Here is a 16,899-nt window from a genome sequence, read left to right as displayed (position 1 = left end):
AATGGTATCCAAGAAGGTGGTTTTTAGGTACTCAACTTTTAGCAATAATGGCTAAAAGCTAAGTACCACTTTGTGTTTTCTTATACTGTACGTGTCGCAATCGCTGGTGATAGCTGCGAGGCCTTAAACGCAGGGTATAACACGGCCATCTGGCCAAGAAGAATCGTGCAGAGGCTACCAAAAAACATATAACTTGGTGGCACAGTACCAAGTTCAAACGCACTGCTAAATGCATTACTTAAAACGATTGCAGCAATGATGCCGATAACAATACCGATTGCGCACAATACTGCATTCTCTAGCACAAAATATCTTACTATCTGCCCTTTACTCGCTCCCATCGCTCGTCTGATCCCTATGAGTTTAGTTCGCTTAATAATGCTGTAACGGGATTGGCCAAATATCCCCAACGCCGTCACCAACAGTAAACCTCCAATCACACTAAATAATGTGTTACTTGCGGCATTTTCGGCACTATAAGCATTTGTTTTTACTTGTTCAAAGGTTTCATATTTATCAATTTTTCGCCCATGTAAAGAAGTCAAATAACCCAGCGCTTGCTCCAAAACAGCGCTTTGCTGATTCGGTTGAGTACGTATGATGTAATAGACCATAGAATCAGCTTCTTTGACTGGCGCCAACACTACATGTTCAACCACAACCCACGTTGGCCATGCGGCTTGAAGCTTGTCAATCACGCCAACAACACGCTGCGGCTTATTATTAATATAGATTGTTTTACCAACCACTTGCTCCCACTGTTCTGAATAAAGTGACTGGGCTAGTGACTTGGTGATCATGATGTCTATTGCATCTCTATATCCGTCGGTTCGCACCGTCAATTCTGCGCTCGGACTAAACTCAGAGCCAGCAACAAGCTCTGCCCCAAATGCCTTTAATAAGCTCAAATCTCCGCCATAATATCCAGAAAAAGTGTCATATTTAGAATCAGGCTTAGTTGCTATTTCTATGAACCTTCCCCACCCGCTGAGCGGTACGCCAGAAGAAACCGACGCATATTCAACACCTGGTAATGCTCGAAGATTATCAAGGTCTTGATCCAATTGGCTTGCTTGAGATGCTTCTTCAACGGGTAAGTTAGTCGCAATATAAAGTACATTTTGCTCATCAAGACCTGAGGGACGAGCTATCGACTCTCGCTTGTCTAACGCAAGGTAAATCGCATTGACCAGTATTGTAAAGGTGATCGCCACTTGAAAAATAAAAAGCAGCGATGCGCCATAATTACTTTTCAACGACTTTAAAATTGGCAAAAAATCTTTCATCTGTGCTCCCCGTTACAAGCTTTTAAGTTGAGTGGCAGGTTGCACGCGGATCGCATTAGCAATCGGAAACAACCCAAAAACCAAACTTGATAACACTGATAAAACCACTGTGATCACCATTAACTCCACACTCATTGCCATAATATTTTTGCTGAGATGAGTGTACAGTTGGCTGGAGAAAAATAGACAGAATTGCGCCAATAGCAATCCCAGCCCCCCTCCTAGTAAGCCGATGATCCCCGTCTCAATCATATATTGCTGGAACAAATCCATACTGCTTGCGCCTACAGCCCGTCTCAAAGCGACCTCGCCCGCCTTTCCTTGGAATTTAGTCATAATAATGCTCATTGCATTGAGTAAGCACAAAGTAAAAAAGCATATCGCAAGCCACACCGCGATTTCACTGTCAGACGAGTAAGCATCACGCTCTTTTAAATACGCTGATGGAGACTGTAATTGATTCAGAGTTGGCCGTTGAAAACGCCCCAATGCCTTTTGCTGTTCAACATAAGAGTTCAAAAAGTCCATGTATACGCGCTTTTCAGACTCTCCGTTGAGTTCGACCCAAAAGAACACCCAAACACACTCAGATGCCCAAAAAGCCGCTACGGAAGCATCTTCCGTTTCTTTCCAACACTCAAAAGCCTGTAAGTTCGGTGACCACAGCTCCAAATTTAACTGGGTCTGAAAAGGCACAATTATATCTCTTGGTGCTTTAAATGCTCGCGTTGACTCGCCGTAAAAGCGTGGCAATACAAACCAATCATCTAATACACCAACCACAGTAAATTGGTGCTCCCCCAGTTCAACTGTTCGTCCAACCGAGTCCTGACCATCAAATAGTTTATCATTGAGCTTTTTCGAAATAACGGTGACTTGCTCACCATTGATGTCGCTCGTTTTTGGCCAGCTTGAACCATATAAAAAGGGCACTTCAAAAGAAGAGAAAAAGTCTCTTGTAGAGCTGCGAACAAACGTCATTTTCGCGTCAACCGCATCTTGAGATGGCAGCTTCAACATATCCTTAAAACCCGCAATGGGGATCTGTGCTTGTGCTTTATCATGACGAATTAAATTAACCGCATCTTGCACAGACAAATAAACCGGGGCGGTTTCTACATCACGATTTTTATAAGCTGACTCAGGACTCCAGTTGTTAAGTCGCACTAAAAACAAAGAGTCGGACTTCGACGGTAAAGGATCCTTTGTCATCATATGGTTGATGGTATAAGTAGTCATGGTCGCTGCAATGCCAACTGCGATCACAATGACGGCCAGCAAACTCATATAGCGAGTTTTCCATAAACTCAAAATGGCTAATTTGGTGTAATAGCTGATCATGTATTCACCACCTTAAGCAATTTTTTGAGCTAAGTTTTTTATTTCACTAATTACTCCATCTTTGACTTCTATGACCCTACCAGCTTGTGTCGCTTGCTCAAGGTCATGGGTTACCATAATTATGGTCGTCCCATTGGCATTAATTTCTTTTAGCAGCGACATGATCCCCGCAGCCATCTTTGAATCTAAGTTACCTGTCGGCTCATCCGCTAACAAGAAAGCAGGCGTGCCAGCCAATGCTCTAGCAATTGCAACACGCTGCTGCTGCCCTCCAGACAATTGAGACGGGTAATGCTTTTGGCGACTAGCAAGCCCCACTTTTTCAAGCGCTTGTTCTACTCGCTTTTTCCGCTGTGCACCAGAGAGCTTCCTATAACGTAATGGCATTTCCACATTGTCATAAATGTTTAATTCAGGAATAAGGTTAAAACTTTGAAAGATAAAGCCTATTTTTTCGTTTCTCAAACGAGATTTCGCTTTATCTCCCAATGTCGATACCTCAACGCCATCAAGCCAGTATTGTCCTTCACTGGATACTTCAAGTAAGCCCGTAATGTTAAGAAAGGTTGTTTTTCCCGACCCAGAAGGACCGACAACAGCGATAAACTCACCTTGTTTCACTTCTAAATCAAATGGACTAAGCGCCTTAGTTTCAATTGTATCTGTGCGATAAGTTTTCGCTAAATTCGCCATTCTTAACATACTGTCCCCTATTGAACGATTCTTACACTTCCTGCTTCTTTGAATACGTCTAGGTCTGAAATTACCACTTTTTCACCCATTGCTAGGCCGGAAATAACCTCAACTTGCCCTAAACTCTTTGAACCTAATTTGATAGATTTTTTAACTGCAACATCATCCTCTACAACATACACAAAGCGGCCGCCGCCAGACTCTGTAAATTGTCCGCGAGGAAGATAATAAACATCATTTTTCTCTTCTAATACAACTCGGCTGGTCAATCGCTGGTTTTGTCTCAACCCTTTGATATTCTTTTCCTTGAATCGAATTTTGCCCTCTACTTGACCACCAACGATTTCAGGCGAAATAGCAATTAATTCACCCTTGTACGTATTCCCATTCAGCATTAATTCAGCACTCATTCCCAAAGCTAAGTCATCAGCATAATTCTCTGGAATGTTCACTTCGACCTCATACTGCGACAAATCTACCACACTCAATAGTGGTTGATTTTTGGTCACTGAGTTTTTTTGCTCCACGGCCAAATTACCGACGATACCTGACACTGGAGAAACAATCGAAAGTGAAGCAACTTGTCTTTGCAATTCACTCACAATTACCTGTTGTGCTTCTAACTCCAGTGCGCGGGTTTTAATTTCAAACTTTTGACTTTCTTTCAATAATGCAACTTCTTTAACAGCTAAGCGATATTCCCTTTGTGCATTCTCCAAATCGTCTTTGGCCTTTTGAAAATCAATGTCACTGACGACTTGGTTCTTGTGACCTTCTTCATTTCGGCGCATTTCGCGTTTCGCAGCATTCAACGCAACTTGTGCTTTTCCGATATAATTCTCTTGCTCCAAGTCTTGCTTTTTAACTTGAATTTTTTCTCTCTCTAATTGTGTTTTCAGCCTTGTCAATTCAGACTTTTCCTGAGCTAACAAGCTCGTTAATTCGGGACTGTCGATGGAAGCTAACGGCTCACCTAATGATACTGTATCTCCCGGCGTAACTAAGTAGGTCACGGTTCCTTGCGCTGGGCTATAAAGTGTTGGACGCTTCGCAGCTACGACGCGCCCCTGCACTGAAATATCACGAATAAATTGCCCCTTTTGAACCTCAGCAATACGAATATTCTCTAAACGCACTGCACTTTTTCCACTCATCCAAATGGACAGTTGTGGCACTATCAAAGTAAAAAAAATAACGATACCGACTGCAATTGCGATGTAGAGCTTATAATTCCTTTTTTTCTCAATTTGCGTGTCTTGGGCACTGGTATCAGATATATATGTCATGTTACTTCCTTGAGCATTATGTCACTGCTTTTTCATTGGTTAAAATACACAAGAAGCCCCAAAATGTCACTTAAAATAAACATTTCATTAAAAAATAGTATAAATGTGCGGCCTCTCTAATGACCAATTATTTGCTCTATATAGGCATATTATTTGAATATTTATATAGAAAATATTGGCAAAAAGGATATTAACATGAACGTCAACAGAGTTTAATCAACATTAAATATTTTATATGTTAGCGTAAAATTTAATGTGAATTTAACAAATAAAAGAGGAAAGATGCAGCTTCCATGCTGCAGCAAGTGCGTGGGAATTACTCTTCTTCCAACAGAGTCAAAGGGATAATTTTGATTTAACAGAAGCATAGTCGCCTCTGCATAGAATAATTAACATAGTTTTTGTGTCAGAACGGTTTCACTGTTGCTGACGGCGCGACTGATCGCTTGCACTAAGTTTTTTCCTTTTGCTTTTACAGAGATACTAGGCAAGCCCGGTAAAAGTACTTCGATACTGCATTGTGTCAATGTGCCGTGAAATTTCGATGGGACTTCATCAATGTGGACTTTAACTTTACGAATATTGGCAACATATTTTAATAACTGGTCACTCACGATTTTTGATGCTTTAGCCTTTGCCGCGCTACCAATTGCTTTACCTGTCATTCTTAAGTTAAGTTTCATATCTTTGACCTCGCTCATAAATGCGCATTTACCACTGTGTCATGGTGAAATAAATGATTGCGCCCTTGAGTTAAATCTACTAAGGTGGAATCAAAGATAAAAGCTGATTAAATCTTATTTAGACATCGAAATTTACGAAGTATGATGAATATAAACTACAACCACCTCTATTACTTTTGGCAAGTAAGTAAATTAGGCAGCATTGCGTCCGCAAGTAAAGTGTTACACCTAACACCACAAACTATCAGTGCACAAATCACCAGCTTAGAGCAAAGACTAGGTAAGCCATTATTTGTTCGCGAAGGCAGAGGTTTGAGATTAACAGAATACGGACAACTTACTCAGCAGTATGCAAACGACATGTTTAATGTTGCAGAAGAGTGGCTCGAAACAACCCGCGGTGATCTGGATAATATCAATCGCACTTTAAAAGTAGGGATCTCTGACGCACTCCCTAAGTCACTCGTTTCTAAATGGCTGTCTCCTCTTATCAAACATGAACGCATTACCAATTTACACTGTATCGATGGTCAGCAGTCTGAATTACTTGCACAAATGGCTACCCATAAAATCGATTTAGTATTAGCTGATAAACCATTAGATAGCTCAACGCCATTCAAAGCTTTCTGTCATGAAATAGGGAAAAGTCAGCTCGGTCTCTACGGCAACTCAACCTATTATTCAAAGCTCAGCAAAGATTATCCAAATGCACTCAAAGATATGCCAATTATTTTGCCCGCAAAGGCAAGTCCGGTCACAAATGCCATTCAGTACTGGCTTGAAGACTTGAATATTGAAATGTCTGTTGCAGGCCACGTTGATGATAGCGCTTTGATGAAAGCCTTAGGTCAGCAAGGGTTTGGTATCTTTCCTGCGCCTTTGTCTATTAGAGAAGAAATAGAACGCCATTATGATGTCACGTTTATTGGCAGTATTGAAAACGTGTACCAACATTATTACGCATTCACACCAGATAGGCTGATCAAAGATACAATTTATTCTGAATTTGTGCAAAATGCGCAGCGTGAAGGTGAGTAGCGCCTTTATGCAAGTACAGTACAGATACTAATAAGTAGCGAATTACCGATGAATAAACCTAAGATCACGATACATTATTGTGTACTATGCCAATGGCTACTGAGAAGTGGCTGGTTGGCACAAGAACTATTATCAACTTTTGGAATGGATCTCGCAGAAGTCTCACTATCCCCCGCCAGCAAAGGGGTTTTTCAAATTTTTTACGATGATAAATTAATTTGGTGCCGGGTTAAAGATGGGGGCTTCCCTGAGGCCAAAGAACTCAAAAAACGTGTCAGAGACCTCTTAGATCCCACCCGAGATTTGGGGCATATCGACAAACATCAAAGTTAAAACATTTTTCACGTGGCTGAGTGACCTTAAACCCTCCAGCCACTCACCCTACAACTGCACCAAGGTGCACCACTGAACTCATCAACCTCAAAACAGTCAACCTCACTTACCTTTAGGGTTACAAAATTGGCGACTTTTCAGTGTTATCTAACGCTATACAAGCATAAAACTAAAAGAAAAAAGCCTGTTTTTACCCAGCGTTTATACGAACAATTAAATCAACTTAGATAGTAATAAATAAAGTAAGAATGACGCTATCAAATGACAAACAATCGGTAACAACATGACATAAAATTTAGCGATAAAAAAATTCCCTTGCGCGCCATTGGTGAAGCCACCTTCCTGCTTCATCCCTATTGAAAATTCTTTATCCATGTCTTTCACAACTGTGTACATTTTCTTATAAAATGGCAACAGCAAGAATAAAGTTAAAACCACACACAAACATACTAAAAAATAACTCATACAAACTCCTTGTAAAAACCTGTATCGCTGAATTTTACCCGTGTCTAAGTAACTCCCTAAAAAAGTAAAAAAGCTAAGAATAAATACCTATCTACCAGCATCTCTACGTATTTGTCGCAACAACTCTTCATCCCTGATCAAACGCTGCATTACCGCTTGAACTTCTGCGCTATTCGCATTGTCGTACATTGCTAAAATGTCATTGGCCAGCTGCTGTTTTACTTCTGGATTACTCTCATCTGCTTGATAGTATTGGCCCATCAAACCTTCAGCTGCCATTGTTTTCATATATTTATTAGGCTCTTTTTCAATAATATCTTGTAAGGATTTTGCGATACGCCTATCTACAACGGGAGAGTGTGCAACGACTTCCAATGCCTGAACTTTTAACTTGTCATCAGCGCTATTGCGGCTGATCTCAAGCACGGCGTCAACAGTTTCGTAATCAAACATCTCATCCTGAGTACGGTTGAGAATATACATGTTCATCTGTAACTGCCCCATGGCAGACAAGCGCTCTTGTGGCGTCAAGCTTTGATCTAGCACTTTTACTCTTAGATCTTGACTGATTCGATTTGCATATTCAGGATCTGTTTTTAATTTTAAATCATAGTCTTTAGGTAAATCTTCATAGAAACCATAAACTGGATTGTCTTCATTTCGTTTTTGTTTGTCTTGACGTTCTTTTTCTTCCAAAACAGCCAGAATAGTTTCTTCAATTGCCCCACTTGATGCGCCAGCTCCAAAAGCTTGATTTTCAATATCTAAAAGGCGCTCCTCTAAATATTCAATGCGAGCGATCAGCGCACTATTATCCATCTCTGAATAGTCTTGCTTGCGTTTAAATTCAGCGACATGAGCAAGCTCTTGCACAGTCTGAGTGTTGTCCGTTTTTGATTGGTGTTCTGCTGCTGGGGATATACTACTGCTTGATTGCATTGAAAAGTTATATAACGTCAGCGCCAGTGCCGCTGAAGCAATCCCTAAAGTAATATTGTTTTTCGTTTGAGACATCTTGTACCTACACCTCTATATCAGACCTGAAAATAAACACGCTTCCTTGAACCAACATTAAACACGGTGCCTTTTTAATCAGACAGAGTCACTGTTAAAAGTTGTACACTAAATTTAGCCACATAATGAGGTCAAATTGCAATCCTTGAACGATATAAAAGCAGTTTTGATAAACTAAACCGTAACAAAAAACATAACACATTGAATTAAATAAACATAACAAATTTTGTGGCAGGTAATACTTCCTTGGGTCACTATAAATAATCAAACAAAATGATGTGAATAGGTTATCTAACAGGCTTGTTTACCAAATTAAAATCATGAAATTGCTGTTCAAGCCATTCACCTAAACACCTTAACCCGTTGGTATAATTAGCCTTGTTTGGCATGATCAAGAAATACGAGAAAGGCATCTTCAAAGGTGTATATGGCATCTTGATTAATGCGCTTTGAGTTATCATTTCAGTCGCAATATGATGCCACGCTAGCGCTATTCCTTGGCCATGTTTCGCAGCAGTTAATGTATGACCAACGTGGCTAAACACAGTCAGTCTATCTCGAGAAACGTAATTAAGCGACTGCAACTCAAACCATGCTTGCCAGTCAATGCTTCCAGGTGCATCTTCTTTGCCACCTTGATAACTCAATAAGTGTGCACCTTCACCCAGCTTTTTTGAATAGTGTGGTGCACATACAGGATAAACCCACTCTGCAGCGAGTTGCTGGCAAGTAAGACCTTGATATTGTCCATGACCAAAGTGAAGATGTGCATCAACATGTTCACGATTGAAATCAACCAGTTGATCTTTCGCCACCAATTGTAATTCGATATTTGGGTAACATCGGTAAAAGTCACTTAATTTAGGGATTAGCCAATGTTCAAGCAAAGAGGGGATCACAGCAAGTACAACGCGCTCGGTTTGACTGGAACGCCGTGCATTATCAACACCAAACTCCAAAATATTGAACCCTTTGTTGATATGCTCAGCCAGCAAAGTAGCGTCTCTGGTTAATGTGACCCCTTTAGACTTACGATGAAACAAACTCATACCTAACTGAGCTTCTAATAGCTTCATTTGATGACTCACAGCACTTGGAGAAATGTGTAATACCCCAGCAGCCGCTGTAAAATTAAGTTCTTTTGCAACCACAGAAAACGTATGTAATGCAGTTAAGGAGAGATTTAGATTGCTCATGATATGAAACTACCTCAAGTCACTTTGAGCTATTATCGCTTCTACTCTTGCTCTGTCAATTTCATAATGCTCTATATTAACACCAGCACTTACACCAATACACCAGCGGAACCACAGGAGGAAAGATGTCTACCTATCAAGCAGCCATTTCTTGGCAAAGACACCCCAATGAAGTATTTATTGATGCGAAGTATAGCCGAGCACACACCTGGTCTTTTGATGGGGGCGCTATCGTTGCAGCCTCTTCATCTCCCTCTGTTGTACCCTTACCATATTCTGTAGAACACCATGTTGACCCAGAAGAGGCATACGTCGCATCACTGTCCAGCTGCCATATGTTATTTTTCCTTCATTTTGCTGCAAAAGCCGGACTCATTGTCGAGTCCTATATCGACAAGGCCTCAGGTATTATGGCCCGAAATGCTCACGGGAACATGGCAATGGTTGAAGTAACGCTCAAACCACAAATAACATGGCAACACACACAGCGCGTCAATGAAAAAGTGCTCTCTGAACTACATCACCAAGCACATTGCGCTTGCTTCATTGCAAACTCAGTAAATACACTGATAAAAATAGAACATTGAGTAGAGTTAAACTCACAGCATGTCTCTGTACGATTAAATTACACACATTAGAACACGCGTAGAGATACACCATAGCGCTTGACTTCGCACTTGGTCACACACAATCACACGCTTTGACAGAGTGCTGACATGGCAACAGCCTAAAAAAATCATGGAACATAAGGCAAGTTATCGCAATTAAAAGCTCTGTTCACTTTTTGATATAGAGCTTTTATCTTACCTTGTGTTTCCATTTTCCTTAATATCGGCTCTACACGTGTCATTAACGCCTTATTATTTTTATGAAGATAATGGTAAACAATTAACTCTGTCATGGCGGGCTCTAATTTTCTTATTTCACTTAAACCCAGCTTTTTTAAGCTGCATTGCCCGCTTTCTAAGTCAATGACAAAATCTACTTTATGCTGCGACAACATGTAAAATGCCTGCTCAATACTCGATACTTCCACCAATATACTTGGTGGAAAACTTTGCGCCACAAGCATAAACCCTCTGACAACTGCAACGCGATACTTGGTTAGTTCACGCCAATCTATGGGAGAAACATATCGCTGATTCGTGAATAAATACACTTTTTCAAACGCAACTGGCACACTCAGCATCCTCAGGTTGGGATAGTCTTGTTCTAGACCTGGTGTACGGGCAAGCAGTCCATCTGTCAAACCTTTGTCAGCAATGCGCAAAGCGCGTTTTGCAGGATACAGCTCAAACGTAACACTTTCATCAATTTGGGCATACACAGTCAGTAACACCTCCTTGGCCACGGTAGCATAGATGGTGGGCTGAGTGATGGGTTGGGCGAGTATGACCTTTTGCTCTTCACCATAAATACGGATAGACAAGACAAAAACACAAATACCTAGAATACAACCGAAATAAGTGGGCATTGATTTATCCAAAGGAGAGCTTATCAACCTAACAGTCTCAATAGGAAAATAGTAATGCAAAATCGTCATATTGGCCTAATCAATGATGCCAAAGACAACCATTTACACAACTACTGAGACTTCTCAGTCCCTGCCTCCACTTAGCTTCCCCAAGTAATACGCACTTTATATTTATCATTCACAGTCACGTTGTATTGCCATCCAAAGCAATCGCATACTTGCGTCGCTATCTTGCTACCAAGACCATAACCTGTTCGTACTGCACTGACATTGATACTATTTTCGAACTCGATGCCCGTGACATCGCACCTCACGTACAACGCTCCTTCTCCATGCTGTAACGCATTTTTTGCTATCTGTGTCAAAAGTAGCTGCAATAATTTAAGTTGAACGGCTTGCTCATTAAGCACAAACTCATTATCAAAATGAATGATTAAGCCCAGACCAGCCCACTTTTTTTGCCACGTGATTAAGATGGGTAATAGAGCATGACACACCAGTTTCGCTTTATTGGGCTGGCTCAGTAATAAAACCGCATCTGCTACCTCAGTTAACTCTGTTTGTCCAATTTCTAATTCTTCAAAAATATCTAGCGCAGCCAAAGGGATATCATCTATCTGCTGAAGTCGGTGAATACTGTGGTTGATTTTAGTCAATGGTGTTCGTATTTCATGGCTCAAAAATGCCGAAAACAACCGCTCTTTCTGTTGCGCATGCTGGCGAGCAAAGCGTGCCAATATTAATGAAGACTGAAGCTCTGCAAATTCTACAAACCTTGCTGTTGGTGCACTCTCTTGCTGTTCATCCAAATGTTGTTTAAGCCCCCCGATATCTCTGCTAATTGCACGCCAGATCCGCCAAATTAATAGCCCGATAGGCACAAGCATAAAACCACTTAAGATCAAAAAAATAGGCAATAGGCTGGGGGATGTCTGCTGTGAAAAAACATGAATAACAAATAGTTCTCGACCTAAATTATCTTCACTTTTGAGTAAATACATATCCCCTTTATCATAGGGCAAAAGTAGTGTGTGTTCATATTCTATATCGTGGATACTCAGTATTTTTTGATACTGAATTGGCATAGTATGCATTGCACCAATGTACTTTTCTGCTGATTCGAAAGGTAGTTGAAGCTGACCACTGTGTGCTAGCGCCAAGTCCTGATAGAGGTAATGCTCAGTGGTATCATCCCAAGCATAGTGATATACCCAGGTTGCAACTTGGATCCATATCGCCATAAATACAATAAAAAAAATGCCAAATCTCAGCGTAAAATAACGCCCGAGGCTTTGTGGGTTAGCCATTAATACACCTCAATACCACCCCTTGGCTTTTAATCGTGTGGATGAGTTCTGGCTCATCATATTTAGTTATATTGCGCCGCAAACGCGTTAATAAAGACTTATACATATTATTATTCACGTCCTGATCTGGCCATATATGTATCAAGATCTGATCTTTATTCACCGGCGTCGGACTATGCTTTGCCAGTAAAGAAAGCAGTTGCCACTGCTGCGGAGATAGCACCAAAATGCGTTCTCCTCGTCTGGCTATCTTCATGGAGAAGTCAATACATAAGCTATCTAGCTCGAACATGACATCGGCTTTTTTCGGTTGTTTCTGCGCCAGTATTTTTAGCCTAACTACAAGCTCAGGTAAAGCAAATGGCTTAGTGATATAATCCAATGCTCCCGCAGAAAAAGCCGCGAGTTTGTCTTCAAGCGCGGTGGCTGCTGTACAAAACAATACTGGTACGCCTTGCCCCAGAATATCTTCTGACAATAAATTCAGGCCACTGCCATCAGGCAGATCCATATCTAAAATCACCGCATCATATCGACTATACAAATTTGTTTGTACTGCGATTTCTTTTGCACTCGCGACAGACATGGCATAATCCACCTCAATGCCCTCACATTGCAAAAAATCAATTAATTGAGCCGCTAAAGAAGTATCGTCTTCCACCAGCAAAACAAGCATAAAGCCTCTACACTGTTACCTTACAGTTACCATGCCACTGATATTGTAGCGCCAACCAATAGGAGTCAACCATGAGAGTCACAAATATGTCTTTACTTCCTTTAATTGTAGCTGGCCTTTGTTTATCAGGCTGTAATTCAGATTCGAGCTCTACCACAAATAATACTATAAATAGCAATACACCAAACACGGCGCCCAATCAAACTACGCAAGCTCAATCTACTATGGTGTTTGTAAATGGTGATATTTATACCGTCAATGAAGCTAAACCTTGGGCACAGGCGATTGCAATCAAAGATAATAAGATTGTTTTTGTAGGCTCTACAGAGCAAGTGCAACAACATATTGGTGAAAATACACAAGTTATTGACTTACAAGGTAAGATGATGATGCCAGGGTTTCATGATGTGCATATGCACCCATTGGAATCAGGCTCAGACGCGACTCAATTTACACTTCCTGAACAAGCATCTACCGAGACTTATATTGACCTCATTGCAGATGCTGCATTTCAAAACCCTGATGCTGAGTGGCTAATTGGCTATGGGCATTCAATCGGCACACTTTTGGACATGCAAGACAGTCCAATTGAAGTCTTGGATGAGGCTGTATCAAACCGCCCCGTGATCATCATGGAACAAACTTCTCATTCTATGTGGGTCAATAGCAAAGCACTAGAATTAGCAAGGATCCATGCCAATAGCCCAGACCCTATTGGCGGTGTCATTGGGAAAGATGAGCAAGGAAACGTTGATGGGATCCTTTATGATAACGCGGGTAACCAAGTAATGGAGCTAGCGATGCGCTCGCTGACCAACACACAGCAAAACGATTACTTGGGACTGATAGAGTATACGATGCCTGCACTTAATAAAGCTGGGATCACATCTATCAGCGATGCACGAACTTATTGGCAACGCGGCCACTTAGAAACCTGGTTAAAGATCGCAAACGAAGACAAATTAACTCTTAGAGCGCACTTAGGTCTTTGGGCATACCCACAAATGAGTGATGCGACACAACTGAGTAAGCTAAAATCTCTCTACCAAGCCGATCCGAATAGTTTGCTAAAAGTGAATCAGGTGAAATTTTATGTCGATGGTATTCTGGTCAATACCACAGCAGCCATGCACGAACCATATCACCAAAACTGGTTGGATCTAGATGGTAATAATGGTCTTAATTACTTTACTCAAGCTCGCCTTGAGAAATACATCAAAGCACTTGAACCAACAGGCTTCGATTTTAATATTCATGCCATTGGTGATAGAGGGATCCATGAAGCATTAAACGCCATTGAAAATGCATCTTCTGGTAAAGCACGTCACAGATTAACCCATCTAGAAGTCGTTGACCCAGCTGATTACGAACGCTTCGCTAAATTAGGTGTCATTGCGGATGCACAAGTTGCTGGAGATTTTACTGATCCAAGTCACTGGCCAGAAAACATCCCTTTACTAGGTGTAGAGCGCTCACAAGACCTCGTGCCTATCAAAAGCTTGGTCGACAGTAATGCCACGCTAACACTCTCAAGTGATTGGAATGTTAGCCCATTTAATCCATTCATTGGGATCAGCAATGCGATATCAAGGGCGCCACAGGCAATCACTCTCGCTCAAGCACTTGAAGCTTATACATTAAACAGCGCCTATGCCATGCGACAGGATCACCTAGTTGGCAGTATCGAAGTTGGCAAACTCGCTGATTTAGTTGTGCTTGATAAAAATCTGTTTGAAAGTACAGTCAAAGAAATCGCCGATACGCAAGTCACTATGACCTTACTGGATGGTGAGATTGTATATCAACGATAACGCCCTCTCCAATGGGGCTGATTTTTAGCCCCATTTCAAAGAAACCAAAATGTAACAACACACCCACTCACATTCATTTTCATGATTTCTATTATCATTGAATTACTAATAAAGTTACTTTTTTACTCACCACATACAGACCAAACACTTACTCAACAAGTTTCATACTTCCCATCACAATTATTTATTTAAATATACTGAATAAATACTAGATTATTTTAAAATGGACAGTGTTACCATTGCGCAAAATTTAAACCTGTTTCACCAATAAGTTACCCATACCATGTTCAAAGCATCCGTAATATCAAGAATATCAGTCGGATACACGGTAGTTCTCCTGGCAATGGTTGCCATAAGCGTCTTCTCTCTCTTTAGAATGTCAGAGATCAACAGCAACTTAAAAAAAGTCACTCAAGTCGCTCAACCAATCGACATAAAAGTGAATTCTGTCGAAAGTAAACTTGATCAACTTAACCTATCTGTGTATCAGCATTACTATGCTGACGACATTTCTGAGCAGTTAAGGTTGGAAGGTTCCATCAACGCATATCAGAAAAAAATACAACAGCAGCTCGATGCAATGACAGAGCTGTTTGCCAATTTACCAAACAACAGTGAGAAAATTCAGGTTGTTGAGCAGTTTGAAGCCAGCAAAGCACAAGTATTCAGCGCACAGAAAAAGTCAATGAGTGTCGCCAGTGCGGCGCTGAAAAACAAAGCCACGTTAAAACAATATCAGGCACAGATCAGCAGTCTCGATAAACAGCTTGCTGATATTACAGAGCGTTACACACGCTACCGACCAAATCAGGCGGTTACTTCCTCTTTAAGCCAACTTAGATATGGTATTTCTATCGCTAAACAGTTTCTATTGATAAACAACTTACAAGAACTACAAGCGCTCTCACAAGAGTACAAGTTGTGGTTGAGTGACTATGTGAAAAGTGGTTATCAATTGCAAGCGCTCTCACCCAGTGCTCCTTTAGAGCGAAACATCATTAAACCACTGGGTACCGTAGCAACTGAACTAGCCTGGGTAATCGGAAAACAAGATGGCATAAAATCTCTTCAGAGCAGCTACTTATCGAGTAAAAATGTACTTATCAGTAATCTTGCGCAAGTGGAATCAGGGTTACAGCAGCTCAAATCTGATATGGCACAAATCAGTAAATTAAGTCAGGACTTTAGCGCTTCGGTCGAGTTACAAACGACTGCGTCGGTTGAATCAAGCTTTACTTGGATTTCTTTAGCAACCCTTACCACTCTGATATTCGGTATTTTGACAGCGCTGTATATTACACGCAGTATTAGTCGCCCGTTAAAGCAAACCGTTGCGGACATAGAAAAGCTAGCGACCGGCAATCTTCAAGATCAGTTAGATGTATCAGGCAAAGACGAATTTGCACAATTGCGTCAATCACTACAAAGTTTGAGGATCGCGTTTGTAACAATTATCACTGACATCAAAACACAATCGGAGCAAATCAATCACTCTGTCGATACCTTGTCTAATAGTGCACAACATACAACCACGATCGCCAATCAGCAAAAAGATCAAACCACTCAAGTAGCCAGCGCTGTACTTGAAATGACCGCAACATCGAGTGAAATTTCAGATACGGCTGAGCAAGCAACTCAGCTAATGGCGGAAGCTGACGCACTGGCAACGCAATCTCAAGGTTTAGTTCAGCAAAACCAAACGCTCAGTGAACAACTTCGTTGTGATATGACATCGGCTGCGGACGTGGTGGCTTCTCTTGACAAAGAATGTCGACAGATTGAAGAGGTTGTCAATGTTATCGATACTATAGCCGATCAGACCAACTTACTGGCGCTCAATGCTGCAATTGAAGCAGCTAGAGCCGCAGAGCACGGCCGTGGATTTGCCGTTGTTGCTGATGAAGTGCGCACACTCGCTATGCGAACACAAACATCAACTGAACAAATTCAAACTAAAATAAATCAACTGCTTAAATCTTCTGATTTGGCGGTACAAGCGCTTCGCAGCTCCGTTAACAATACAGAGTCTTGTACTCAAATGGCGAAAGAAATTGATGTGCAAATTAAAGCGTTTGCGCAAGGTGTCAGTGATGCACACCAACTTAACGAAGTCATTGCTGAAGCCGCTAAACAACAACATATTGCCGCGCAAGAGATAAGTACCAGCATCGAAAACATCGATGAACTTTCGCTGCAAACACTCGATCAAATTCAACATAACCATGCCGCAGCCAATGAACTAGACAAAGCATCAAATGCCCTAGTCACAATGAACGAGCAGTTTAAGGTGCAATAA

Annotated in this window: 16 protein-coding genes; 5 read left to right on the top strand and 11 right to left on the bottom strand. The window is 41.2% G+C overall.

Annotation, left to right across the window (positions count from 1 at the left end):
• Positions 1-80: 80 nt before the first annotated feature.
• The 5 genes from JF50_RS17455 to JF50_RS17435 form a co-directional block, all read right to left on the bottom strand.
• Entirely contained in the window at positions 81-1,286 is a 1,206-nt protein-coding gene (locus JF50_RS17455) for an ABC transporter permease (RefSeq protein ID WP_039610659.1), read from the bottom strand.
• Positions 1,287-1,298: 12 nt separating this feature from the next.
• Positions 1,299-2,627 (bottom strand): ABC transporter permease, encoded by a 1,329-nt coding sequence (locus JF50_RS17450; protein WP_039610658.1) that lies wholly within the window; start codon positions 2,625-2,627, stop codon positions 1,299-1,301.
• A 12-nt stretch (positions 2,628-2,639) separates the two neighbouring features.
• Complete coding sequence (locus JF50_RS17445) at positions 2,640-3,329, bottom strand: ABC transporter ATP-binding protein (protein WP_039610657.1); 690 nt, start codon at positions 3,327-3,329, stop codon at positions 2,640-2,642.
• An 8-nt stretch (positions 3,330-3,337) separates the two neighbouring features.
• Positions 3,338-4,606 carry an efflux RND transporter periplasmic adaptor subunit gene (locus JF50_RS17440; RefSeq protein ID WP_039610656.1) on the bottom strand — a complete coding sequence of 423 codons (1,269 nt, stop codon included), beginning with the start codon at positions 4,604-4,606 and terminating at the stop codon, positions 3,338-3,340.
• A 389-nt stretch (positions 4,607-4,995) separates the two neighbouring features.
• Positions 4,996-5,289 (bottom strand): hypothetical protein, encoded by a 294-nt coding sequence (locus tag JF50_RS17435; protein WP_039611043.1) that lies wholly within the window; start codon positions 5,287-5,289, stop codon positions 4,996-4,998.
• Between the two features lie 144 nt (positions 5,290-5,433).
• Between JF50_RS17435 and nhaR the strand changes: the two genes are divergently transcribed.
• Entirely contained in the window at positions 5,434-6,327 is an 894-nt protein-coding gene (gene nhaR / locus JF50_RS17430) for a transcriptional activator NhaR (RefSeq protein ID WP_039610655.1), read from the top strand.
• A gap of 48 nt (positions 6,328-6,375) precedes the next feature.
• On the top strand, positions 6,376-6,660 hold the full coding sequence (locus JF50_RS17425; protein ID WP_039610654.1) for a SelT/SelW/SelH family protein: 285 nt from the start codon (positions 6,376-6,378) through the stop codon (positions 6,658-6,660).
• A gap of 213 nt (positions 6,661-6,873) precedes the next feature.
• Here JF50_RS17425 and JF50_RS17420 read toward each other — a convergent pair whose 3' ends face one another.
• The 3 genes from JF50_RS17420 to JF50_RS17410 form a co-directional block, all read right to left on the bottom strand.
• Positions 6,874-7,125: a hypothetical protein gene (locus tag JF50_RS17420; protein ID WP_039610653.1), complete on the bottom strand. Its 252-nt coding sequence runs from the start codon at positions 7,123-7,125 to the stop codon at positions 6,874-6,876.
• An 87-nt stretch (positions 7,126-7,212) separates the two neighbouring features.
• Entirely contained in the window at positions 7,213-8,139 is a 927-nt protein-coding gene (locus tag JF50_RS17415; protein WP_039610652.1) for a hypothetical protein, read from the bottom strand.
• Positions 8,140-8,426: 287 nt separating this feature from the next.
• A complete protein-coding gene (locus JF50_RS17410; RefSeq protein WP_039610651.1) occupies positions 8,427-9,335 on the bottom strand; it encodes a LysR family transcriptional regulator in 909 nt (302 codons plus the stop codon).
• A 125-nt stretch (positions 9,336-9,460) separates the two neighbouring features.
• Here JF50_RS17410 and JF50_RS17405 point away from each other — a divergent pair, with 125 nt between their 5' ends.
• Positions 9,461-9,922 (top strand): OsmC family protein, encoded by a 462-nt coding sequence (locus JF50_RS17405; RefSeq protein WP_039610650.1) that lies wholly within the window; start codon positions 9,461-9,463, stop codon positions 9,920-9,922.
• 149 nt (positions 9,923-10,071) lie between these two features.
• Here the strand turns inward: JF50_RS17405 and JF50_RS17400 are convergent, their stop codons facing one another.
• The 3 genes from JF50_RS17400 to JF50_RS17390 form a co-directional block, all read right to left on the bottom strand.
• Positions 10,072-10,809 (bottom strand): substrate-binding periplasmic protein, encoded by a 738-nt coding sequence (locus JF50_RS17400; protein WP_039610649.1) that lies wholly within the window; start codon positions 10,807-10,809, stop codon positions 10,072-10,074.
• A gap of 140 nt (positions 10,810-10,949) precedes the next feature.
• On the bottom strand, positions 10,950-12,116 hold the full coding sequence (locus tag JF50_RS17395; protein WP_039610648.1) for a HAMP domain-containing histidine kinase: 1,167 nt from the start codon (positions 12,114-12,116) through the stop codon (positions 10,950-10,952).
• Entirely contained in the window at positions 12,109-12,792 is a 684-nt protein-coding gene (locus JF50_RS17390; protein ID WP_039610647.1) for a response regulator transcription factor, read from the bottom strand. Before JF50_RS17390 ends, JF50_RS17395 begins: the two co-directional genes overlap by 8 nt.
• Before the next feature lie 71 nt (positions 12,793-12,863).
• On the opposite strand from JF50_RS17390, the gene JF50_RS17385 reads away from it, so the two are divergent.
• Both JF50_RS17385 and JF50_RS17380 read left to right on the top strand, forming a co-directional pair.
• Entirely contained in the window at positions 12,864-14,603 is a 1,740-nt protein-coding gene (locus tag JF50_RS17385; RefSeq protein WP_039610646.1) for an amidohydrolase, read from the top strand.
• Positions 14,604-14,886: 283 nt separating this feature from the next.
• Entirely contained in the window at positions 14,887-16,899 is a 2,013-nt protein-coding gene (locus JF50_RS17380; RefSeq protein ID WP_080760271.1) for a methyl-accepting chemotaxis protein, read from the top strand.

The sequence above is a fragment of the Pseudoalteromonas luteoviolacea genome (assembly GCF_000814765.1).
Taxonomy (GTDB): domain Bacteria; phylum Pseudomonadota; class Gammaproteobacteria; order Enterobacterales; family Alteromonadaceae; genus Pseudoalteromonas; species Pseudoalteromonas luteoviolacea_H.
Note: the sequence above shows the minus strand (reverse complement) of the source record. Positions and strands in the feature narration are given on the sequence as shown.